Origin of the sequence: Mesorhizobium sp. M2A.F.Ca.ET.046.03.2.1 (assembly GCF_003952425.1) — a bacterium.
Lineage (GTDB): Bacteria > Pseudomonadota > Alphaproteobacteria > Rhizobiales > Rhizobiaceae > Mesorhizobium.
The window spans coordinates 34931-54678 of the sequence record NZ_CP034449.1; the positions used below are offsets into that span (position 1 = coordinate 34931).

25 protein-coding genes and 1 riboswitch are annotated in these 19748 nt (G+C 65.0%); of the genes, 13 read left to right on the plus strand and 12 right to left on the minus strand.

Annotation, left to right across the window (positions count from 1 at the left end):
• Positions 1 to 16 precede the first annotated feature (16 nt).
• The 5 genes from EJ072_RS00225 (at position 17) to EJ072_RS00245 (ending at position 5666) form a co-directional block, all read left to right on the plus strand.
• Complete coding sequence (locus EJ072_RS00225) at positions 17 to 1015, plus strand: L,D-transpeptidase (protein WP_126078069.1); 999 nt, start codon at positions 17 to 19, stop codon at positions 1013 to 1015.
• Between the two features lie 135 nt (positions 1016 to 1150).
• Complete coding sequence (locus tag EJ072_RS00230; RefSeq protein ID WP_126078070.1) at positions 1151 to 3589, plus strand: FAD-dependent oxidoreductase; 2439 nt, start codon at positions 1151 to 1153, stop codon at positions 3587 to 3589.
• 54 nt (positions 3590 to 3643) lie between these two features.
• Positions 3644 to 4753, plus strand: a complete 1110-nt coding sequence (locus EJ072_RS00235) for a mandelate racemase/muconate lactonizing enzyme family protein (protein ID WP_126078071.1) — start codon at positions 3644 to 3646, stop codon at positions 4751 to 4753.
• Between the two features lie 78 nt (positions 4754 to 4831).
• Positions 4832 to 5155: a DUF2934 domain-containing protein gene (locus EJ072_RS00240; protein ID WP_126078072.1), complete on the plus strand. Its 324-nt coding sequence runs from the start codon at positions 4832 to 4834 to the stop codon at positions 5153 to 5155.
• A gap of 226 nt (positions 5156 to 5381) precedes the next feature.
• Positions 5382 to 5666 carry a hypothetical protein gene (locus tag EJ072_RS00245; protein ID WP_040980340.1) on the plus strand — a complete coding sequence of 95 codons (285 nt, stop codon included), beginning with the start codon at positions 5382 to 5384 and terminating at the stop codon, positions 5664 to 5666.
• Between the two features lie 160 nt (positions 5667 to 5826).
• Here EJ072_RS00245 and EJ072_RS00250 read toward each other — a convergent pair whose 3' ends face one another.
• Genes EJ072_RS00250 through EJ072_RS00255 form a run of 3 tightly spaced genes read right to left on the minus strand, consistent with a single transcriptional unit; the run spans position 5827 to position 7067 of the window.
• Complete coding sequence (locus EJ072_RS00250) at positions 5827 to 6087, minus strand: helix-turn-helix transcriptional regulator (protein WP_245467397.1); 261 nt, start codon at positions 6085 to 6087, stop codon at positions 5827 to 5829.
• Positions 5978 to 6784 carry a hypothetical protein gene (locus EJ072_RS36445; protein WP_245467400.1) on the minus strand — a complete coding sequence of 269 codons (807 nt, stop codon included), beginning with the start codon at positions 6782 to 6784 and terminating at the stop codon, positions 5978 to 5980. Before EJ072_RS36445 ends, EJ072_RS00250 begins: the two co-directional genes overlap by 110 nt.
• On the minus strand, positions 6771 to 7067 hold the full coding sequence (locus tag EJ072_RS00255; protein WP_126078074.1) for a hypothetical protein: 297 nt from the start codon (positions 7065 to 7067) through the stop codon (positions 6771 to 6773). Before EJ072_RS00255 ends, EJ072_RS36445 begins: the two co-directional genes overlap by 14 nt.
• Before the next feature lie 121 nt (positions 7068 to 7188).
• Here EJ072_RS00255 and EJ072_RS00260 point away from each other — a divergent pair, with 121 nt between their 5' ends.
• A complete protein-coding gene (locus tag EJ072_RS00260) occupies positions 7189 to 7914 on the plus strand; it encodes an outer membrane beta-barrel protein (RefSeq protein WP_126078075.1) in 726 nt (241 codons plus the stop codon).
• 202 nt (positions 7915 to 8116) lie between these two features.
• Here the strand turns inward: EJ072_RS00260 and EJ072_RS00265 are convergent, their stop codons facing one another.
• The gene (locus EJ072_RS00265) at positions 8117 to 9310 is read right to left on the minus strand and encodes an MFS transporter (protein ID WP_245467136.1); all 1194 of its coding nucleotides are present in this window, start codon (positions 9308 to 9310) and stop codon (positions 8117 to 8119) included.
• A 47-nt stretch (positions 9311 to 9357) separates the two neighbouring features.
• Here EJ072_RS00265 and EJ072_RS00270 point away from each other — a divergent pair, with 47 nt between their 5' ends.
• Positions 9358 to 9876 (plus strand): GNAT family N-acetyltransferase, encoded by a 519-nt coding sequence (locus tag EJ072_RS00270; RefSeq protein WP_126078076.1) that lies wholly within the window; start codon positions 9358 to 9360, stop codon positions 9874 to 9876.
• On the opposite strand, the gene arsC is transcribed toward EJ072_RS00270, so the two are convergent.
• The 3 genes from arsC to EJ072_RS00285 are packed head-to-tail and all read right to left on the minus strand — an operon-like array spanning position 9854 to position 11354.
• On the minus strand, positions 9854 to 10276 hold the full coding sequence (arsC, locus tag EJ072_RS00275) for an arsenate reductase (glutaredoxin) (RefSeq protein WP_126078077.1): 423 nt from the start codon (positions 10274 to 10276) through the stop codon (positions 9854 to 9856). The genes EJ072_RS00270 and arsC overlap by 23 nt on opposite strands.
• Positions 10273 to 10971, minus strand: a complete 699-nt coding sequence (locus tag EJ072_RS00280; protein WP_126083442.1) for an MIP/aquaporin family protein — start codon at positions 10969 to 10971, stop codon at positions 10273 to 10275. Before EJ072_RS00280 ends, arsC begins: the two co-directional genes overlap by 4 nt.
• Before the next feature lie 32 nt (positions 10972 to 11003).
• Positions 11004 to 11354 (minus strand): metalloregulator ArsR/SmtB family transcription factor, encoded by a 351-nt coding sequence (locus EJ072_RS00285; protein WP_126078078.1) that lies wholly within the window; start codon positions 11352 to 11354, stop codon positions 11004 to 11006.
• 42 nt (positions 11355 to 11396) lie between these two features.
• Between EJ072_RS00285 and EJ072_RS00290 the strand changes: the two genes are divergently transcribed.
• Positions 11397 to 11918, plus strand: a complete 522-nt coding sequence (locus tag EJ072_RS00290; protein WP_126078079.1) for a DUF6428 family protein — start codon at positions 11397 to 11399, stop codon at positions 11916 to 11918.
• Positions 11919 to 12153: 235 nt separating this feature from the next.
• On the opposite strand, the gene EJ072_RS00295 is transcribed toward EJ072_RS00290, so the two are convergent.
• On the minus strand, positions 12154 to 12426 hold the full coding sequence (locus EJ072_RS00295) for a PilZ domain-containing protein (protein ID WP_126078080.1): 273 nt from the start codon (positions 12424 to 12426) through the stop codon (positions 12154 to 12156).
• A gap of 140 nt (positions 12427 to 12566) precedes the next feature.
• Complete coding sequence (locus tag EJ072_RS00300; RefSeq protein WP_126078081.1) at positions 12567 to 13142, minus strand: histidine phosphatase family protein; 576 nt, start codon at positions 13140 to 13142, stop codon at positions 12567 to 12569.
• Positions 13143 to 13227: 85 nt separating this feature from the next.
• A riboswitch (adenosylcobalamin (AdoCbl) riboswitch) is annotated at positions 13228 to 13372 on the plus strand.
• Here EJ072_RS00300 and EJ072_RS00305 point away from each other — a divergent pair.
• From EJ072_RS00305 to EJ072_RS00315, 3 genes are all read left to right on the plus strand, one after another.
• Positions 13371 to 13580, plus strand: coding sequence for a CbtB domain-containing protein (locus EJ072_RS00305; RefSeq protein WP_042638334.1), 210 nt, complete (start codon positions 13371 to 13373; stop codon positions 13578 to 13580). (Overlaps the previous riboswitch by 2 nt.)
• Before the next feature lie 197 nt (positions 13581 to 13777).
• Positions 13778 to 14518, plus strand: coding sequence for a CbtA family protein (locus EJ072_RS00310; RefSeq protein WP_126078082.1), 741 nt, complete (start codon positions 13778 to 13780; stop codon positions 14516 to 14518).
• A 150-nt stretch (positions 14519 to 14668) separates the two neighbouring features.
• A complete protein-coding gene (locus EJ072_RS00315) occupies positions 14669 to 15250 on the plus strand; it encodes a hypothetical protein (protein WP_126078083.1) in 582 nt (193 codons plus the stop codon).
• A 137-nt stretch (positions 15251 to 15387) separates the two neighbouring features.
• On the opposite strand, the gene EJ072_RS00320 is transcribed toward EJ072_RS00315, so the two are convergent.
• Complete coding sequence (locus EJ072_RS00320; RefSeq protein ID WP_126078084.1) at positions 15388 to 16020, minus strand: TetR/AcrR family transcriptional regulator; 633 nt, start codon at positions 16018 to 16020, stop codon at positions 15388 to 15390.
• A gap of 103 nt (positions 16021 to 16123) precedes the next feature.
• Here EJ072_RS00320 and EJ072_RS00325 point away from each other — a divergent pair, with 103 nt between their 5' ends.
• Positions 16124 to 16528, plus strand: a complete 405-nt coding sequence (locus tag EJ072_RS00325) for a VOC family protein (protein ID WP_126078085.1) — start codon at positions 16124 to 16126, stop codon at positions 16526 to 16528.
• Between the two features lie 217 nt (positions 16529 to 16745).
• Entirely contained in the window at positions 16746 to 17693 is a 948-nt protein-coding gene (locus tag EJ072_RS00330; protein WP_126078086.1) for a DMT family transporter, read from the plus strand.
• A 9-nt stretch (positions 17694 to 17702) separates the two neighbouring features.
• On the opposite strand, the gene EJ072_RS00335 is transcribed toward EJ072_RS00330, so the two are convergent.
• Entirely contained in the window at positions 17703 to 18416 is a 714-nt protein-coding gene (locus EJ072_RS00335) for a sulfite exporter TauE/SafE family protein (protein ID WP_126078087.1), read from the minus strand.
• Positions 18413 to 19744, minus strand: coding sequence for a cation diffusion facilitator family transporter (locus EJ072_RS00340; protein ID WP_126078088.1), 1332 nt, complete (start codon positions 19742 to 19744; stop codon positions 18413 to 18415). Before EJ072_RS00340 ends, EJ072_RS00335 begins: the two co-directional genes overlap by 4 nt.
• Between the last annotated feature and the right edge of the window lie 4 nt (positions 19745 to 19748).

Sequence of the window (19748 nt, forward strand, 5' to 3'; positions counted from 1 at the left end):
CGGTGGAGTGACGTCGATGGTCAGGTTCCTTGTTGTCGTCTGGGTGGCGCTCTCGCTCGCGTGCGGCGTCGCGCAGGCAGCGAGGCTGGAGCCCGACGCCGTCAATCAGGCGCAATTCAGCGAAGGCGAGCCCAAAGGCGTCAGCCCCATGATGCTCAAGGCGCAGGTGCTTCTGGATCGCGCCCGCTTCTCGCCCGGCCTGATCGACGGCCGCGCGTCGCAGAACTTTACCAAGGCAGTCGCGGCCTTCCAGGCAGCGAACGGATTGCCCTCCGACGGCAAGCTCACGCGGGAGACCTGGGACAGGCTCGCGGCAACCTTCGCCGGTCTCGTGATGACGAGCTATGAGACTACCGCGAAAGATGTGCGCGGCCCCTTCACCAGGCGTATCCCGGCCCGCATGGAGAGCATGGCGCATCTCAAGCGCCTGGGTTATCGCAACGCGCGGGAGAAGCTGGCGGAACGGTTTCATGTCAGCGAAGAATTGCTGAGGATGCTCAATCCCAAAGCCGGGTTCAGCAAGGCCGGCACGGCCCTGGTGGTGCCCGATGTCGGCCGCGGCGATCCGCCTCCACAGATAGCCAGCGTCGAGGTCGACAAGGCATCGCGCCAGGTGCGCGCGCTCGATGCATCGGGCAAGGCGATTGCCGTCTATCCTGCCTCGATCGGCAGCGAGGAGAAACCGGCGCCGAGCGGCGCGGCCGAGGTCAAGCGCGTGGTGCACAATCCGACCTATCACTACAATCCGAAATTCGCCTTCAAGGGGGTGAAGACCAAGCATCCCTTCACGATCGCGAAGGGGCCCAACAATCCCGTGGGATCGGTGTGGATCGACCTCTCGATCGAGAGCTACGGCATCCACGGCACGCCAGACCCCGGCAAGATCGGCACCACCTTCTCGCATGGCTGCATCCGGATGACCAACTGGGACGCCGAGGACCTCGCCGCCATGGTCAAGCCGGGAACGAAGGTCGACTTCAAGGACGAGACCGCGCAGGATGGGCAAGCGCAGTGACTGCGGCCAGCCCGCAGGCTGCTGCATAAATCCAGCTTATCATGACCCCTAATTTTTGAAGACGTTACAGCGCCAATCACCGCCTGTAGCTTCGACCGCGGTTGTTCTCGGCTCGGTAGAAAAACTGGTGATTAGATGCAGACACATGCGCGAGTGGTGATTGTCGGCGGGGGCTGCGTCGGCGCGGGAATCCTCTATGGGCTCGCCAAGCGCGGCTGGACCGACGTGGCGCTGCTGGAGCGCACGCAACTGACCGCCGGCTCGACCTGGCACGCGGCGGGGCTGATCCCGTCCTATGCCCGCAACATCAATGTCGGGCGTATGATCAACAAGACGATTGAGATCTATGAGGGGCTGGAGGCCGAGACCGGGCAGCCGGTTGGCTGGCACAAATGCGGGCAGCTGCGCATCGCCAATTCGCGCGACCGGCTCGACGAATATAAGAGCTATATGAGCGTCGCCGAGGTGCAAGGCATGCGGGCGCAATTGCTCACGCCCGACGAGGCGCGAAAGCTCTGGCCGCTGCTCGACAACAAGGAGATGCTGGGCGCGCTCTACCATCCTGACGACGGCCATATCGCGCCGGCCGACGTGACGCACGCCATGGCCAAGGGCGCGCGCGATCTTGGGGCAAAAGTCTATCTCAACACCGAGGTCACCGGTTTCAAGCGGACCGCCGGCGGCGAGTGGCTCGTCCAGACGAACAAGGGCGACATCACCTGCGAGCATGTGATTTGCGCCACCGGCAACTACGCGCGCCAGACCGGCGCGTTGCTCGGCCTCGACATCCCGGCGATCCCGATCCTGCACCAGTACTGGATCACCGAAGCGGTGCCGGAAGTGGTGGAGCGCAAGCGCGCCGGGCGGCCCGAAATGCCGATCCTGCGCGACGAGGGTTTCGAAGGCTATCTGCGCGAGGAAGGCGACGGGCTGATGTTCGGGCCCTATGAGCGCACCGAGCACCTCAAGCTGTTCGCCGAGGACGGCGTTCCCGCCTGGTTCGGCGCCGACCTGCTGGAAGAGGATTTCGAGGCGGTGTCGTGGAACTGGGAGCAGGCCTTGCGGCTGGTCCCGGCGCTCGGGCGCGTCGGCATCAAGGCCAATGTGCGCGGGCCCTTCCAGATGACGGCCGACGAGCTGCCCTTGATGGGACCGGCCTGGGGCCTGCCCAATGTCTGGCTCGCCGAAGGCGTGCCGGGCGGAATCCTGTGGGGCGGGACAATAGGCTATTATCTGTCGGAGCGGATCGTCGAAGGCGGCAACAGCCTCGACACGTCCGATCTCGATCCGCGCCGCTTCGGCGACTACGCCAACAAGGAATGGACGCGCCAGAAGGTGCGAGAGGCCTGGGGCACCCATGCCGAGCAGAAATATCCGGGGCAGGACATGCCAGCAGCACGGCCGCAGAAGACGGCACCTTCCTACGACCGGCTGACGGAGCTCGGCGCGGTCTGGGGCGTGCTCAACGGCTGGGAGATGCCCAACTGGTTCGCGCGCGACGGGGTCGAGGCCAAGGACCAGTATAGCTGGCGCTGGACGCCCAAGGGCAACCTCGTCGGCGAGGAGGTGCTGGCGGTGCGCAACGCCGTCGGCCTGGTCGAGATGACGCCGATGACCAAGTTCGAGGTGTCGGGGCCGAATGCCGTCCGATGGCTGGACCGGATCATCGCCAACCGTCTGCCCGCGGTCGGCAAGGTGACGCTGGCGCACCATCTGACGGCCAATGGCGGCGTGCAGGCGGAGTACATGGTGGCGCGTCTCGGCGAGGATCTGTTCTACCTGATCTCGACGCCGCGCGCCGAGCGCTGGAATTTCGACGATCTGTCGAGGCTGCTGCCCGCCGACGGCAGCGTAAGCCTGAAGAACGTGACGAACGACCGCGGCTGTTTCACGGTCGTTGGCCCCAAGGCTCGCGAGGTGCTGCAGCGGCTGACGGAGATCGATCTTTCGAACGAAAGCTTTCCGTGGTTCGGCGTCAAGACCGGCAGCGTGGCTCTTGCCAGCGACGTACGGCTGCTGCGCGTCAACTATGAAGGCGAGCTTGGCTGGGAGCTGTATCACCCCCTGCCCTACCAGCGGCAATTGCTCGACGCGATCCTGAGAGAGGGCGAAAAGCACGGCATGCGACTGGTCGGGCTGCATGCGCTGGAGTCGCTCAGGCTCGAGAAATCCTATCGCGCCATGTACCGCGACATGAACCCGGAGCTCAACGCGCTGGAGAGCGGGCTGGAGCGCTTCATCCGTCTCGACAAGGGCGACTTCGTCGGGCGCGACGCGGTGCTGAAATACAAGGAGCGCAACGACCAGCGCCGCTCGGTAACGCTCAGGATCGACACCGACGGCGCCAGCACCTTTGCCAATGAAGGGCTCTACAGCGACGGTAAGCTGGTCGGGCGCATCACCTCGGGCGGCTATGGCTACGCGGTCGGACATGACGTGGCGCTGGCGCTGCTGCCCGAGCGTTTTGCCAGGCCCGGCACCAAGCTCGACGTCGCGATCCTGGGCGACTGGAAGGTCGCCGAGGTCATCGCGGATTCGCCTTACGACCCCACCTCGGCCAGAGCGCGGATGTAACAGGCGGGGCCTGCAACGGCCCGTTGCCGACCTGTCCTTCGGAGTGAAGCCCGTATGCGCATCGAGCGGATCAACGTCTATTCGGCCCAATTGCCGGTCAGAGGCGGCGTCTACCGCATGGCCAGCGCCGATGTGGAGGCGCTGGACTCCTCGCTGGTCGAGATCATCACCAATGACGGGCTCACAGGCTGGGGCGAGACCTGCCCGATCGGCCCGGTCTACCAGCCGCATCACGCGCTGGGCGCGCGCGCCGCGATCGCCGAAATCGCGCCCGGCCTGATCGGTGCGGAGGTTGCCTCGATCAGGCTGCTTGCGAAGCGGATGGACGAGCGGCTGAACGGCCACGGCTATGCCAAGGCCGCCTTCGACATGGCCTTCCTCGATCTGCTCGGGCAGAAGCTCGGCGTGCCGGTCTCGACGCTGTTGGGCGGGGCGCTGACGGATCGCGTGCCGGCCTATTATTCGCTGATCGTCGGGGAGCCGGAGGAAACGGCAAGGATCGCCGCCGACAAGGTGAAGGCCGGCTATCCGCGCCTGCAGGTGAAGATCGGCGGGCGCAATCTCGAGGAAGACGTCGCCGTCGTCCACAAGGTCTGGGAAGCGGTCGGCTACAAGGCGCGGCTGGCGGTCGACGGCAACCGTGGCCTGACGGTGGCCGCCGCGCTCCATCTCGACCGGCTCTGCCAGCAAATCCCCTTCGTTTTCGAGCAGCCTTGCAACACGATGGAGGAGATCGCGACGCTGAGAGGCCGCGTCACGCATCCCGTCTATCTCGACGAGAGCACCGAGGACCAGAACGCTGTGCTCAGGGCGATCTCGATGGGGATTGCCGACGGCTTCGGCTTCAAGGTCACGCGTCTCGGCGGGCTGACCAGGATGACCACCGTGCGCGACCTTTGCGCCATCCGCTCGCTGCCGCATAGCTGCGACGACGCCTGGGGCGGCGACATCATCGCGGCAGCCTGCGTGCACCTAGCCGCCACCGTCGAGCCGCGCCGCATGGAAGGCGCCTGGATCGCGCAGGAATACATCAAGGGCCATTTCGACCAGGAGCACCCGGTCGTCATCAAGCAAGGCCATATCGCCGTGCCGCAGCGGCCGGGGCTGGGCGTGAAACCCGAGCCCGGCATGTTCGGCAAGCCGGTGGCGATATACGGGCCGTAAGCCGGTCGATCACTTCGTGAACGGTACGGATCGTTCCGCCCTGTTCCGCGTTCTTGTGACACGCAAGGAGGAACGGCGATGGACGACGATCGGACCGAGAAGATCAGGCAGCGCGCCTATGAGATCTTTCAACGTGAGGGCGGCATCCTCGGCAATCACGAACGGCACTGGCAACAAGCGGAGATGGAGATCGACCGCGAGGCGGCCCTGCCGCTGACCGCGGATGACGCGCTGCCCGAAACGCGCGAGATCGACAGCGCGGATGTGTTGACGGTGGAGGCGCTTGCCATGCGCACAGGCATTTCGGGCGACGAGGCGCAGGAGCTGCTCGACCGACTGGGCAACGATCGCGCGGCGATCGAGCAAGCGGCGCGAGATCTGAGCGCGAAGCGGCGCAGCTGACGAGCCGGCAACCAACCTATCCGCGGTGAGAACCACGGGCATGCCCAGGATACGTCCCCCGGCGTCTGCGCCCCGGCGTGCACTAGCAGGTACGCTGGTCGCGCTTATCCTCATCCTCGTGATGGGATGGGCAGCGCTTCGTTGAGCAGCGCTCGCTTTTCGCTCCGTTCCCGGAACCCTCAGCCGCATCAGAGGTTCACCCCTGTACAACCACAGGAGATGCATCATGGACCACACCAGCCACGTAAGACTGACCAATGCCGAGCTCACGCCCGACATCCTCGAAGGCGCGACCATCTACGGCCCCGATGACGAGAAGATCGGCTCGGTCGACCACCTGCACGGCAGCCAGGTCGTGATCGATGTCGGCGGCTTTCTCGGCATCGGCGCCAAGCCGGTGGCCGTCACCGCCAGCCAGCTCGATTTCATGCGCGACGAGGACGGCGACGTCCACGCCGTCACCAGCTGGACGAAGGACCAGTTGAAGGCGATGCCGGAGCATCGCGACTGAGCGGCGCGAAGCAGCTGGCGCTCGGGGCTCCACCTGGCGGCCGTGCTCAACGAGACGCTGGCGGTGGAAAAATAGCCGCCGCGCAGAAACCAGGCTGCGGGCAAACAAGCCGATGCGCGGCATCGGGTGAAGATGGCAACGAACCCCGGCTCTTCAGCCGCTATCGCCCTTCGGTCAAGGCACGAACTTCCGTCGGCGTCATGCCGTAGCGCAGGCGGAACTGCCGATAGAAGGTGGATGGCTCGTTGAAGCCGACCTCAAAGGCAATGTCGGCGATGCGCCGCAGCAACTGTCGGCGGTCGGTGAGGCAGCTATGGACATAGGCGAGCCGCTCCCCGTTGACATAGTCGGAAAAGCTTGTGCCCTCCCCGGCAAAGAGCTGGCGGACATAGCGCTCGCTGATACCGAACTTGCGCGATATCTGCCCGGCGTTGAGCCCGGGATCGGTCAGATTGCGGGCGATGTGCTGCTTGATGGCCGCAAGTCTTGCGGCGCGGACACCAGGGGGAATGCGTATGGGCCTCCATCCCACCGAAGGAAACGGCAAGAAGGTCGGTGATATGGCGGGAAGCAAGAGGCGCGAGCGTCTCGGGCTCCTCGATATGCAGGAGCGACCAGAGGTAATCGAACAGCAGTCGGTGGGCCGGGAGCGTCCGGCCGAGACTGTCGGGACGCACATCATCGAGGTTCTTCACCAGCGGGACCAGCAGCGAGCGCTTGAACTGAAGCGCCATGGTCCATTGCGAATCCTCGCTGGCGACCGAGTAGCGGCGGTCCATCGGCAGGATCGCCGCGGTGCCGGGATCGGTGCTGAAATCGCCACGCCCAGGCATGGTGAAGCGGTAGCCGCCCTTGTTCCAGGATAGGATGATATCGTCGTTGCCGTCGGCCATCAGCCCGCTGTTGCGCTCCCAGACCATGGGAGAGACGTTGCCCTTGGTGAGATTCATCTCGGGCAGGATCAGGGTGCGGGCAGAGAATTTGAGAGGCGTGTCGGCCCGCGGCGTGATGTCCAACCGCATCTGGATGCGACCGTAGAAATCGCGAATGAACTCGTCCCGTTGATCTTCGGGAATGTCGTCCGCCGAGAACATGGCCACCCGATCAGCGCTCGCCATCGTGCTCCCTGTCGAAGACTGCCTGGGGTTGGACGGCGCCTGCCCGCAATTGGCCTTTGCCTGTCCGTTGGCGCTTGAGAAACACCATTTCCGCCCTGGTTTGAGCCCGAATCCAGAATGGCCTCTCAGCTTTCGGAAAGTGAGTTAAGTGTGACAAATTTGCAAGACAGAAATTCCGGAACAACAACTGTTCCGTTATTGCAATTTTGACTTCCGTATCCGCCACACGCACCCGGATTTTCTCTGCTAGCGGTGCGTTGAAGGGGTGGTACTCGATTTTCATGTCCGCAATGCGCGGACATGTCTTCGCAGATTGGCTGACGGCCCCGGAGCCCGCTCATGCATGGGCGGGAAGGAATGTGGACGCAATTTCGAAACTGGCAATTCAACGAGGAACGTATCCGATGAAGATCATACCCACGTCCATGGCCGCCATGGCGATCGTTCTTGCCACCGGCAGCGCTTTCGCGGCCGATGCGCTCGCCCCGGAAGCGGCCCCGATGCCGCCGACTGAGGAGAGCTTCAGCTGGACGGGGCCCTATCTCGGCGGGTTCGGTTCGTTTGCGGTTGGCGACATGAAGCTCAATTCGCGGCAGATCTTTGCCGACGGAAACCCGCCGCCGATCAACGGCGCGTTCGAGATTTCCGCGAGCGGCTTCCTCGGCGGCATCCAGGCAGGCTATGACTGGCAGTTCGCCGACCGCTGGGTGATCGGTGCGGTGGCGGATATTGCCGCGTCCAGCTACGGCGCTTCGGTTACGGCCTCGGTGGACGGCACCGAGATCTTCAATGGCGACGTGGATCTCAAATATCTCGGCACCGTTCGCGCGCGGCTGGGCCACGCTTGGGACCGCACGCTCATCTACGGCCATGGCGGCCTTGCCTTTGGCAACACCGAGCAGACACTGACGGTCGGCGGGACGACCGTCTTCAACGAGGAGCAGACACGCACCGGCTGGACGATCGGCGCGGGCCTCGAGCACGCCATCACCGATCGCATCTCCTTCGGCACGGAGTATGCCTATGTCGACCTTGGCTCGAAGCAGATACTCGACAATGGCGAAGGGTTGACAGTCAAGGACGACGTGGCTTTCCACACGCTCAAGGCCTTCGTGAATTACCGTTTCTGAGCGCCTCGCAATCGTTCAGATTCGTTACCCGCAGTTAAGCCTTGTTTGATGCATGTCGCTCAGCCGAAACCACGGCGCATTGAGCGACATGCATTGGCGTAATTCGCCAAAAGATGTGCGGCGGCGTCCGTCCGGAGCCGCCTGAAAGCGGATATCCGCGACAGATTCGGCGATTTCGTCGGGCGTCAAACCGATCCGAGGATCAGCGGCCCACGGCCGCAAGCAAGCAGATAGAGAGCCCCACATTCAGCGTCGCCGCGAGCGCCAGCGTGGTCAGGACGAGATTGCCGCCGCCCGTGCCCAGAAGCAGCGCTCCGATGGAAGGAGCTGCCGCCTGGATGATGAGGCTCGGCGTTGCGAGCTTGCCCATCAGGACGGCGTATTGCTGCGGATCGAACAGCACCAGCGGCAGCGCGCCGCGTGCGATCGTGTGGATGCCGTTGCCCGCGCCGTAGAGGATCAGGGCGAGCGCGATGAATGCGTGGCCCACCAGAAGCAGCCAGATCCCGGCCGCGAGCAGCGATACGGACGCCAGCATCGTCCAGATCGGATGATGCCGGTTGCGGCCGATCAGCAACTCGGCCACGCGCGCGCCGACCTGTGACGGACCGACCAGGGCGCCAAGACCGACTGCCGCCGCCAGGCCGACGCCGCGCAATTGCAGCAGCGTCAGCAGGTGGACGGAGAGCGTGGATGCGATCATCGCGGCCAATGTCAGGATGGAGGCAAGCAGAATGAAGCGTGCCCGCGTCCTGCCCGTGGCGGATGCCTCTTTCGACTTGCCTCTCACCGGGGCGGGCGCCGCGGGTGGAGGCGGCGGGATGACCCAAAGGTGGAGCGGCAGGCAGATCGCCAGATGGATCGCGGCATAGGAAAGGCAGGCGATGCGCCATCCGCCATGTTCGACCAGGAAGGCGCTGAGCGGCCAGCAGACGGTGCTGGCGAAACCACCGAAGAGCGTCAGGTTGGTGATGGCGCCGCGCGCGCCTTGGCCGTAGAGCCGGCCCAGCGTGGCGAAGCCGGCGTCGTAGAGACTGCTCGACATGCCGATGCCCATCAGCAGCCAGGCAACCTGGTAAAGCGGATAGGCGGTTGCCATCGCCAGCAACGAATGCGCGGCCGCCAGCAGCAGCGAGCCGGCGGCAAGCACCGGACGGCCGCCATGGCGCTGGATCAGCCGGCCCGTGATGGGGGACACAAGCCCGGCAAGCAGCAGCCCGCAGGATAACCCGGCAACGACCGATGCGAGCGACCAGCCGGTGTCCTTTGCAATCGGCGCGGCAAGGACCGCGGGCAGATAGTAGGACGATCCCCAGGCGATGATCTGCGTGATTCCGAGGGCCGTGACGAGAACGTGGCGGTTGCGGGGGACGGGCGCAGGCGCTTCAATCTTCACGGATCGCTCAAAGCCCACTATTTATCGAGCCTCGAAGGGGAGCGCACATGCGTATCGCGGTAATCGACGAGGCCGGAGCAACGGCGCGACTCGACGCCCTCGCCGGGCTCTTGATGCAGAGCATCGAGGACGGGGCGCTCGTCGGCTTCGTACTGCCGTTCGACGTCGACCAAGCCCGGTCCTATTGGCAAGGCATCTTCCCCTCGCTGACGAACGGGGAACGTCTCCTCATCTGCGCCTATGTCGAGGACAATCTCGTCGGCACCGTCCAGCTCTATCTGTCGCCGGAACCGAATGCGCTGCACCGGGCGGAGGTTTACATGCTGCTCGTGCATCGAGATTTCCAGCGACAAGGCATCGGTTCAGCGCTCATGGCATCGGTGGAAGACGAAGCCAGGTCGAGAAAGCGCACCCTTCTCCTTCTCGACACCGCCGAGGGCGGAGCGAGCGAGCGGCTCTATCGGCGCATGAACTGGCGGCAAGTCGGCGTCGTGCCGCATCATTTCGTCGACCCGTTCGGCAAACCAAGGGCGTCCATCTACTTCATGAAGCACCTGACGCCCTAAGCGATGGACGTATTTTCTCGCCATCTTCCTTGACGAATTCGCACACCGGATTGTCCAGCAGCGGCAGCACAGCTTCCGACGGCCGGCAGAGCCTCGTGCCCTTGGGCGTCTCGACGATCGGCCGGTTGATGAGGATCGGATGGGCGAGCATGAAATCGATCAGTTCCTCGTCGCTCCATTTCGGGCCGGCGAGACCGAGCTCGTCGTAAGGCGTGCCCTTCTCCCGGAGCAACTGGCGGGGTGTGATCCCCATCCCCGCGATCAGTTCGAGCAGCCGCTCGCGGCTCGGCGGCGTCTTCAGATATTCGATCACCACGGGCTCCTCGCCGCTGGCGCGGATCATGGCGAGCGTGTTGCGCGAGGTGCCGCAAGCGGGATTGTGGTAAATCGTGACCGTCATGGTTCTGCTTTCAGGGGATGGGATTGCTGAACGGTTTCGGGCTTGAGGAGCCAGCCCATCAGCGCAAGCGCGATCAGGGCGCCTAGCAGCTCGGCGACGATGAAGCCCGGCAGATCGACCGGCCTGATGCCGGAGAAGCTGTTGGTGAGCGACCGCGCAACGGCAACCGCAGGATTGGCGAAGGACGTGGACGCGGTGAACCAATAGGCCGCCGTGATATAGAGCCCGACCAGCCACGGCACGGTCCGCCGCTCGAAGCGCAGGCCGGCGAGAATGACGACGACAAGGCCGAACGCCGCGACGCCTTCGGAAAACCACTGCGCCGGCCCGGTCCGCGGCTTCGTCGCGACCTCCAGAACCGGCAGGGCGAACATGAGATGCGCGGCGATGGTGCCGGCGACGCCGCCGGCGAATTGCGCGGCGATATAGGCAGGGAGATCGCGGGCAGGCAGAGACCGGTTGAGGCAGAACACCAGCGAAACCGCGGGATTGAAATGCGCGCCGGAGATCGGACCGAGGATGGTGATCAACACCACCAGCATGGCGCCGGTCGCGAGCGTGTTGCCGAGCAGCGCCAGCGCGGTGTCGTGCGTCAGCGTCTCGGCCATGATGCCGGAACCGACGACCGTCGCCACCAGCAGTCCGGTGCCCAGGGCTTCGGCGACGAACCGGCGCAATGGATCGAAGCCGCTCATCGGTTTGCCATGCTGGGCCAAGGGCGCGGCAGTCATTGCGTGGTCCCCTCGCCCGGCCGGCAGCAAGGCGCGGCAAGCGCCAGCGCGCAGATCTCCGGGCGGCCCGAGCAGCAATCCTCCATCAGGAAACGGATCAGGCCGGACAGCGCGTCGTACTCGGCGCTGTAGACGATCGAGCGGGCATCACGCCGCGCGGTGACGAGGCCGGACCGTTCCAGTTCCTTGAGGTGGAAGCTGACATTGGAGGGCGAGACCTCCACCTGTTCGGCGAGCGAGCCGGCGGAAATGCCTTCCGGTCCGGCAACGACCAACAGGCGCAGCAGGCGCAGGCGGGTTTCCTGCGACAGCGCGCCAAAGGCGATCAGGGCTTGACGTTCATCCACGTTTCGATAATCCTTGAAATATTGAAATGAGGAATAGCCGACATGCTGTCTTCTGACAATCATAAAAACGCCGCCCCGATCGACCCCTCCGACCTGACCATCGGCGACCTGCTGGGCGCGCTGGCCGACTACAAGGACAGGCCGCTGGTGTTCCGCTATGACGGGCAGACGGTTAAGCCAGGCTATCATGTCACCGAGGTGAAGGCGGGCCAGTTCTCGGCGCTGGATTGCGAGGCCAATCCGGAATCATGGTCGGAGATCTTCGTCCAGCTATGGGACGTGGACGAAGGCGGGCCGGTCCATATGCCGGCCGGCAAGTTCGCGGCGATCATCCGCAAGGTCTCGGATCACGTGGCTCTCGACCAGTCGGCGAAGCTGACCTTCGAGGTCAGCGACGGGATCCGCCCGATGGAGCTGCACCGCGCAGCCCAGCCAAGCGTCGTTGGCGGCGCTATCGAGGTCGTGCTTTCGCCACGGCCAGCGAGCTGCAAGCCGCGTGACCGCTGGCTGAAGGAACAGGCGGCCGCTGGCAAGCCGTGCTGCGGAGAGAACAGCTGCTGCTGACCCGGCGAACGGCGCAGAGCGCCGCCGTGCTTTAGAATCTGATCATGCCATTGTGCTGCAACAAATAGAGGGCCACGAGAATGATAGCGATCAGCGCCACCCAAACGGCTGTCCTGCTCATGCACGAATCCCAATTGATCGGCCCCCATGAACGCACGCGCCACGGTTGCGTTCCCGATGTGCCGGGTTGCATGCCGTCCGGACAGGATCAAGTCGCGAATTGCTGAGAACCGCGTCAGTCCTTCGGCGCGTTGCTGTAGAGCGCCACGCCGATGCGGTCGTTGCGCCGCCACCGCACCAAGGCGCGATAGGTCATATCGTCGGCTGGGACCTCGAGCAGGAAGCGTTCCGGGATCTCCGTATCGGCGGCGACGCGCAACTCCGCGCCCTGCTCGTGCTGATTCCTGACCGAGCAGCCGATCCTGACGGCACCGGCAATGATCGTGGCTTCCTTGAGCACGAATTCGCGCGCATGAAGACGGCGCTCGGTCTCGGGATAATTGGCCATATCCGGCGGCTCCTAAGGCAAGGCTCTCCTCGCCACTGGGCAGCACCATAGCAGCAAGGCGTTTCCGTTCCGTTAGCGGTTGCTGAAACAGCAGGATTCGTCTGCACCGCGGCCCATTAGCAGAAAAGCTGTTTCCGGCGCTATCTCGCGCCGGCGACCCCGCTCGCGTGCAGCACCCAGCGGCGGCCGTCGTTGCGGAACTCGGTGAGCGACAGCGGCTCGATGTCGATCTTCCAGACCGAGGAGAGCGGCGCGCCCAGCACATGCACGATGGCGGCGCGGATCGGCACGGCATGGGTGAGCGCGACGGTGTGGCCGCCCCCCTCGCCGGCCAGCCGCTCCATCAGCGCGGCACCCCGCCGGGCGACGGCGGCAAGCGATTCGCCGCCATGGGGTGCGGCGTCCGGATCGGCAAACCAGGCCGCCATGCCTGCCGGGTCCTCGGCCTGCACCTCCTCGAAGCTTTTGCCGGCCCAGCGCGCGAAATCCTGCTCGGCAAGCAGCGGCTCGACGGTCGCGTCAAGGCCAAGCGCCTCGGCCGTCCTGCGCGCGGCGAGCGCCGGACTTGTCCAGACGCGGTCGGCCCGGCGCAGCGACGAAGCGATCGCGCCGGCGCGGTCGAAGGCGCTCGGCTCCGGCGCCTCGTCCGATGGAAAGCGGCCCTTGCGCGCGGCCTGCGTCGCGCCGCTTGCGATCATCGTCAGGCGGGCGAACATCCCAAAACTCCGTGGTCCAGTGAAATTTCGGCCAGGCGAAGCCGCGTTGGCCATTACATGTCGTTGACAGGCGAACGAAGTGCTGACAAGTGTTTTAGCGCTATACGGGATTGGAAGCCGGTGCGAGTCCGGCACGGTCGCGCCACTGTGATCGGCACCAGCCGAAAGTCAGGCCTTATCCCGCAGCACAGTTGGATCAACGGGACGCAGCATCCCACAGGAGGTCAAATGTCCGACACCACTTTCGCCCCGACCTACGGCCCGGTTGCGATTCCCGTCCGCGAGCTTCTGCCCTGGGCAATCTTCGCCGGCCTGATGCTGATGCTGATGATCTATTTCGTCGGCGCGGAAGAAGGCGCGACCTCGCTGATCCGCGGCACGATGGTGCATGAATTCGTGCATGACGGCCGCCACCTGCTCGGCTTCCCCTGCCATTAGGATCGGTTCAGCGAAGGCTGAACCGTCCTAGGTTTTGGTCTGACGCGCAATCCCGGACGGAAAACCGTTGCACACTTTTCCTGGAATTGCTCTGGAGCGGCTTCGGCATCGCTGATGCCGTTCTGAGATTTGGCCTAATGCAATTCCGGGCGGAAAACGCTCAATTTTTCCGGGAAATTGCTTGAAGGGACTCTGACATGGTCGGAAAACTTTTGCTGCGCGGCATGCTTGTCGGGCTAGTGGCGGGGATTCTGGCGTTCGCCTTCGCCCGCGTCTATGGCGAGCCGCAGGTCGACAAGGCGATCGCCTTCGAGGAACAGCAGGCGCAGGCCGCCGGCGAGGCGCCGGAGCCCGAGATGGTCAGCCGCGTCACGCAGGCAGGCATCGGTCTGGCGACCGGCGTGCTGGTCTATGGCGCGGCGCTTGGCGGGCTGTTCTCGCTGGTCTTCGCCTATGCCTATGGCCGGCTGGGCTCGCTCGGCCCGCGCAGCACCTCGGCGCTGCTGGCGCTGCTCGGCTTCCTTGCCGTGATCGTGGTTCCGAGCCTCAAATACCCGGCCAACCCGCCCGCGGTCGGCAATCCCGAAACCATCGCCTACCGCACCGAACTGTTCTTCATCATGATCGTCATCTCGATCGCCGCGATGGTGGCGGCGGTGGGCCTGGCGCAGCGGCTATGGAGCAAGCTCGGCGCCTGGAATGCCTCGATCGTCGCTGGGCTCGCCTTCCTCGTCGTCTTCGCGCTGGTGAAGGCGGCGCTGCCCGACATCAACGAAGTGCCGGAGAACTTCTCGGCGACGGTGCTGTGGCAGTTCCGCGTCGCCTCGCTCGGCATCCAGCTGGTGCTGTGGACCGTCGTCGGGCTCGGCTTCGGCGCGGTTGCCGAGCGCGTGGTCGCCGTGCGCGACCAGCGCGGCCCCGCCCGCCGCTACGCTTGAACTCCCATGCGTTGGCCGCCACGGTTCCGTGCCCTGGCGGCCAAAGCGGCTCAACGGTCGACACGAGGGCTGAGCCGCTTTGGTCTTCTGTTTTCTCGCAATTCCGGACGGAAAACCGCGGCACAATTTTCCTGGAATTGCTCGGTTGCAGTGCTGCTCGCCCTGCTGGCGGCAGCCTCGGCGCAGGCGCATAGTGGCTCCTCCGCTCCGCCTCCCCCAGGCATCCAGATCCCCAGCCTAACCCACGGCCAGATGGCTGTGATCGCGCGCTATCGTGGCGACATCCTGGATTTTGCCCAACGCCAGACCGTGACCGACCCGACCTTCCGGCGGCTCTACAATCACGGCAATCTGCAATACACCTACTGCCTCTGGGGCTTGATGCCGGGAAGCCTCGGCGACGAGGAGAGCCCGTTCAACGAATGCAGCCACGCCTATCTCGCCACCGCCAAGGCGCTGCTCACCTATATGGCGACGATGCCCGCAGCCGAGCGCCAGGCGAAAGTGCTGATTTCCGACATCGACGCCGACATGGTGCGCAGCGGCGCGTCCTGGATCCTGTGCCAGTTCAGCGGTGAGGCCTTCAGCACCGGCGCGGTGATCGAGCCCAGATGGCGGGACATGGTGTTCCACCTGCCGAGCCTGGCGGTGCTGCTGGTCACGATGGCGGCGCTCGCCGCCGCAAGTTGGGCGATCTTCCGTCTGCCCTCGCCGCGGGCCGGCACCGTCTAGAACGATTCAGCCGTCGCCTAGCCGATCGCGTTGGACTCTCAGGCGCTGCTCAACTGACTGAGGCCGGCCGACCTCCTACGACACCAGGCGACGTAACGCGGCTCGTTGCGCCGCGCAGATCGTGCCAGGCGGCGCGACTATTTCGAGCGTGCCCCATAGGCGGCAAGGAACGCTTCGACCGAGGCATCGGCGTGGCGCTCAAGGTCGGCTTTCGAGCGCGGGTTGCTTCCGGTGAACATCGCTTCGTTCATCGGAATCCAAAGCAGCATGCCAAAGAAATGGCTGGCCGCCAAACGGGGATCGCCGGTCTGCAACAAGCCTCGGCTGGTGAGCTTTTCAAAGCACTCCGCCACCGAGGCAAGCATGCGCTCAAAGCCTTTGTCGTACCAGCTACGGCCAAGCTGCGGCATCCGATCGGCATTGGCGATAATCAGACGCCGGAGCTTCAGCAACTCGTCGTTCATCAGCGTCGTGGTCAATCGCCGGGCAAGCTGCTGCAGGCCGCCCTCCAGGAATTTTGCCTCGGAAAGCAGCATCGTCACGGACTCGACAACGTCGTTGACCTGAGAAGCGGTGGACTCCACGACTTCGGTGAAAAGCGTCTCCTTGTCCGTGAAATGCTTGTAGACAGTCTGCTTCGAAGCGCTCGCCCTGGTGGCGATCTCCTCCATGCTGGTCCCATCGTAGCCCTTGGCGATGAAGGCGGCGGTCGCCGCCTCGATGATCTCACGATCCTTACGGGCCGATCTGGTCTCAACAGCAATTTTCATAGCGCCCCTCTATCAGTACTAGACGGTACCGTTCCCGTATGATAGCCATCGAGACAGTACTAGACTGACTAGTACCCGTCAATGAAACGGAGGTTTCAACCCGATGACCCAAATGCTCTTCCTCAATCTGCCGGTGCGCGATCTGCAGCCAGCGACCAAGTTTTATCTCGCGATCGGCGGCACGCTCAACCCGCAGTTCTCGAACGACCAGGCCAGCTCGATCATGTTCTCCGATTCGATCGGGGTCATGTTGCTGACGCACCAGCACTACAGCCAGTTCACAGCCCGTCCGATAGGCGATGCCAAGCGCGAGAGCCAATTGCTGATCGCGCTGACCGTCGACAGCAAGGACGCGGTCAACGCGGTCATCGAGAAAGGTGTTGCAGCGGGCGGCCGCGCCGATCCCAACCCGGCACAGGATCTCGGCTTCATGTTCAACCGTCACATAGAAGACCCGGATGGCAATGTCTGGGAGTTCCTGTGGATGAACCCCGCAGCCATGCAATAGACCGTCCGTATCGCCCTTTGCCGGGAACGACACCCTGGAAGCGGCGGGGCACCCGCCCCGTCGCTCCCGTGTTCGGGCCAAGCCCGCCATTGTCCTCGACTTGATATCTCGGTGCATGCCCCTGCGGCCGCCGGTCCGGCTGGCGCATTGCGGCGAGCTGGCGTAAGCGTCGGCGCCTGCCCAATCCTGGGTGGAATCGCCGCAACCGCCAGCAGCCATGCTCCTTTCCGAAGCCCTTGCCGTCACCGCCGCCTTGTGCAGCGCGCTGAGCTCCATGTTCCTCAGCGAGCTCAAGGGGCGCGTTCCCCTGCTCCAGCTTGCCCGCTGGCAGATGCTCGCGACTTTCGTGATGACCGGCTCTGTGTCGCTGGCGATCGGCGGCTGGCACACGATCGGCGCGAGGGAATTCTGGCTGCTCGCCGGGTCGAGCTTCGCCGGCATCAGCATCGCCAGCACGACCTATTTCGCCACCATCTATTCGGTCGGCCCGCGGATCACGGCGCTGCTCTTCTCGCTCACCTCGCCCTTCGCGCTGGCGCTCGGCTATCTGGTGCTCGAGGAAACCATCAGCCGCTGGCAGGCGCTGGGCGTGGCGCTGGTGCTGGCGGGCATCGTGCTTGCCATCGGCATGCCGCGGCGCTTCCTCAAGCGCGGCGAGCTGGCGCCGGCTATGCCGGTCGTCACCCCTTCCACCGTGCCGGTCAGCACCGTGCCGGGCCCGCCGCTCACCGGCCGCATGGGACCAGGCATCGTGCTTGGCGTCACGACAGCGCTCGGCCAGGCGATCGGCACCCTTCTGGCCAGGCCCGCCATGGCGGCCGGCGTCGAGCCGTTCACGGCCATGGCGCTGCGTTCCGGCCTCGCCGTCATCCTGTTCATCGCGCTCACGGCAACGCCGTTCGGCAAGGGCAAAAGGGAGGCCGTGCAGTTCGGCACGGTGGGACTCGCCGTGCTGTCCGCCTTCGTCGGCACCTCGCTCGGCATGTCCTGCCTGATGGCCGCGTTGCGCACCGGCAATGTCGGCATCATCTCGACGCTGTCCTCGATGACGCCGGTCATCATCCTGCCGATGGTGTGGCTGCGCAGCGGCCAAAGGCCGACCGCGACCGCCTGGGCCGGCGCGCTGCTGGCCATCGCCGGCACGGCGCTGATCAGCGTGAGGTGACGCGTTCCGCTACCCGAAGATCTGATGCAATGCCGCGCCAACCAGAATCAGCCCGGTCGCGATCTCCAGAAAGGTGGCCACACCGGCCGTGCTCGATCCCAGCCGTTCCAGCGCGGCTACCGACCCGCTGCGGAACAGCACCGCCAGCAGCACGACGATACCGAGCGTGATCGCGACGCCCACCATCATCGCGACAGCGAAGACAAGTCCGGCCCAGGGTATGCCGCGCGAAATGGCATAAGTCATGACGAACAGCGTCAGCGGGCAAGGGATCAGTCCAGCCATGAAGCCGACCGCTTCGCCCTCATGGACGTGATGATGATGACGGCCGCGCAGCGCGCGCCAGATTATCCACACGCCGATCAGGCCGAGCAGCCCACGGCTCAGCGTTTCCAGCGCGGGAGCGCGGCCGACGCTGCCCAGCGAGATCGAGACGAGCGGCAGCGCCAGCACCGCGATAAGCACCGCCAGCGTGATATGGGTGAAGGAAAGGGCGAGCGAGGCGAGCAATCCACGAGCCAATTTCACCTGCGAGCCGGCGATATAGGCGGCTAGCAGTGTCTTCGAATGGCCCGGCGTCAGCGCGTGAGCCGCCCCGAACACGACGCCCATCGGCAGGACCGCAAGGAGCGTAAGCCAGTTGCCGTCGCCGGCGAACGCCTTGAGGTGCTGCGCCACCGCCAGGTAAATCTCGCGTTGGTAGTCAAAGAGCGCCTGTATCATCCATGCGCGTGCTCGTGCTGGTGGCCTTCCGGCTCGGCCATGGCGAAGGGCAGGTCCTCGCTGTCCTGACCGGCCGCCAGTTGCAGCCTGGCGCTGAACTCATGCGGCTCGGCCGGCGCGACAAGGCTTTGCAGGTAGTGATGATCGCCGCCGACCGGCGACAGCGGCAGGCTCTCGACGGCGCCGCCGGCGCGTTCGATGGCGACGTTCGCTTGCAGGCCCTCGGCGTGGCGCGAGAGGCGCAGCCGCATGCGCTCGCCCTGGGGCGTGTCGACGATCTCGAGCAGCCCGCTGGCCAGCTTGCCCGACACCAGGAAAGGGTCAGGCGCGTGATGGTGACCCCTCTCGCCCTCGGGCGCGGCAAAGCGCACCGTGGCGACGTCGAGCGCGGGAATGTGCGCGAAGAGCTCCGTCTTCAGCGACGCGGCGATGTTGTTGGCGGCGGCGAGCAGCAGCCCGTCATTGACCGCGACCTCCACATCGACATGCAGCTTATGGCCGAGCCAGCGGGCCCTCGCGTGGACCACCCTGTCGATCCCGGCGACATGGTCGGCGGCGTGATGAACCTCGTCGACCAGCCACGGCTCCACGCCGTCGAGCATGCGCGTCAGCACCGAACGCGCCGACTGCCAGACGATGCCGAAAATGGCGATGGTGATCAGCAGGCCGATGATCGGGTCGGCGAGCGGGTAGCTAAGCCAGACGCCGACCGCGCCGGCAACGACGGCAAGGCTGGTCAGCCCGTCGGTGCGCGCGTGGTAACCATCGGCGATCAGGGCCGCGCTGTTGATCTGACGGCCGACGCGGATGCGGAAGACGGCCACCGCCTCATTGCCGAGGAAGCCGATGACGCCTGCAGCGGCGAGCCAGCCCAGGAACCTGACCGGCTGCGGATTGAACAGGCGATCGATCGCTTCGTAACCGGCAACCAGCGCGCTCGCCAGGATGATCAGCACGATGACGATGCCGGCAAGATCCTCGACGCGACCTAGGCCGTAGGTGAACGTTCGGGTCGGCCCGCGTCGCGCCAGCACGAAGGCGATCCAGAGCGGGATGGCCGTCGTCGCGTCGGCGATGTTGTGGATGGTGTCGGCAAGCAGCGCCACGCTGCCGGAAAAGAGGACGACGGCGAGCTGCAGCGCGGCCGTTATCGCCAGGATGACGAACGACCATTTGATCGCCCAGATGCCGCGCTCAGTCGTGGCGATCGTCGCATCGATCACGCCATGCGTGTGCCCGTGCGGCCCGTCATGGCCGTGCCCGCCATGTCTGCCGTGGTCATGCCCGTGCGAGCCGAAGCCGAACCAGTCGAGAATCCTCGTCAACATGAGC

Excerpts from the sequence above, each read along its gene's own strand:
- EJ072_RS00225 (WP_126078069.1), top strand. The coding sequence starts at position 17 with ATGGTCAGGTTCCTTGTTGTCGTCTGGGTGGCGCTCTCGCTCGCGTGC.
- EJ072_RS00230 (WP_126078070.1), top strand. The coding sequence starts at position 1,151 with ATGCAGACACATGCGCGAGTGGTGATTGTCGGCGGGGGCTGCGTCGGC.
- EJ072_RS00235 (WP_126078071.1), top strand. The coding sequence starts at position 3,644 with ATGCGCATCGAGCGGATCAACGTCTATTCGGCCCAATTGCCGGTCAGA.
- EJ072_RS00240 (WP_126078072.1), top strand. The coding sequence starts at position 4,832 with ATGGACGACGATCGGACCGAGAAGATCAGGCAGCGCGCCTATGAGATC.
- EJ072_RS00245 (WP_040980340.1), top strand. The coding sequence starts at position 5,382 with ATGGACCACACCAGCCACGTAAGACTGACCAATGCCGAGCTCACGCCC.
- EJ072_RS36445 (WP_245467400.1), bottom strand. The coding sequence starts at position 6,784 with ATGGCGAGCGCTGATCGGGTGGCCATGTTCTCGGCGGACGACATTCCC.
- EJ072_RS00255 (WP_126078074.1), bottom strand. The coding sequence starts at position 7,067 with ATGAAAATCGAGTACCACCCCTTCAACGCACCGCTAGCAGAGAAAATC.
- EJ072_RS00260 (WP_126078075.1), top strand. The coding sequence starts at position 7,189 with ATGAAGATCATACCCACGTCCATGGCCGCCATGGCGATCGTTCTTGCC.
- EJ072_RS00270 (WP_126078076.1), top strand. The coding sequence starts at position 9,358 with ATGCGTATCGCGGTAATCGACGAGGCCGGAGCAACGGCGCGACTCGAC.
- arsC (WP_126078077.1), bottom strand. The coding sequence starts at position 10,276 with ATGACGGTCACGATTTACCACAATCCCGCTTGCGGCACCTCGCGCAAC.
- EJ072_RS00280 (WP_126083442.1), bottom strand. The coding sequence starts at position 10,971 with ATGAGCGGCTTCGATCCATTGCGCCGGTTCGTCGCCGAAGCCCTGGGC.
- EJ072_RS00290 (WP_126078079.1), top strand. The coding sequence starts at position 11,397 with ATGCTGTCTTCTGACAATCATAAAAACGCCGCCCCGATCGACCCCTCC.
- EJ072_RS00295 (WP_126078080.1), bottom strand. The coding sequence starts at position 12,426 with ATGGCCAATTATCCCGAGACCGAGCGCCGTCTTCATGCGCGCGAATTC.
- EJ072_RS00300 (WP_126078081.1), bottom strand. The coding sequence starts at position 13,142 with ATGTTCGCCCGCCTGACGATGATCGCAAGCGGCGCGACGCAGGCCGCG.
- EJ072_RS00305 (WP_042638334.1), top strand. The coding sequence starts at position 13,371 with ATGTCCGACACCACTTTCGCCCCGACCTACGGCCCGGTTGCGATTCCC.
- EJ072_RS00310 (WP_126078082.1), top strand. The coding sequence starts at position 13,778 with ATGGTCGGAAAACTTTTGCTGCGCGGCATGCTTGTCGGGCTAGTGGCG.
- EJ072_RS00320 (WP_126078084.1), bottom strand. The coding sequence starts at position 16,020 with ATGAAAATTGCTGTTGAGACCAGATCGGCCCGTAAGGATCGTGAGATC.
- EJ072_RS00325 (WP_126078085.1), top strand. The coding sequence starts at position 16,124 with ATGACCCAAATGCTCTTCCTCAATCTGCCGGTGCGCGATCTGCAGCCA.
- EJ072_RS00330 (WP_126078086.1), top strand. The coding sequence starts at position 16,746 with ATGCTCCTTTCCGAAGCCCTTGCCGTCACCGCCGCCTTGTGCAGCGCG.
- EJ072_RS00335 (WP_126078087.1), bottom strand. The coding sequence starts at position 18,416 with ATGATACAGGCGCTCTTTGACTACCAACGCGAGATTTACCTGGCGGTG.
- EJ072_RS00340 (WP_126078088.1), bottom strand. The coding sequence starts at position 19,744 with ATGTTGACGAGGATTCTCGACTGGTTCGGCTTCGGCTCGCACGGGCAT.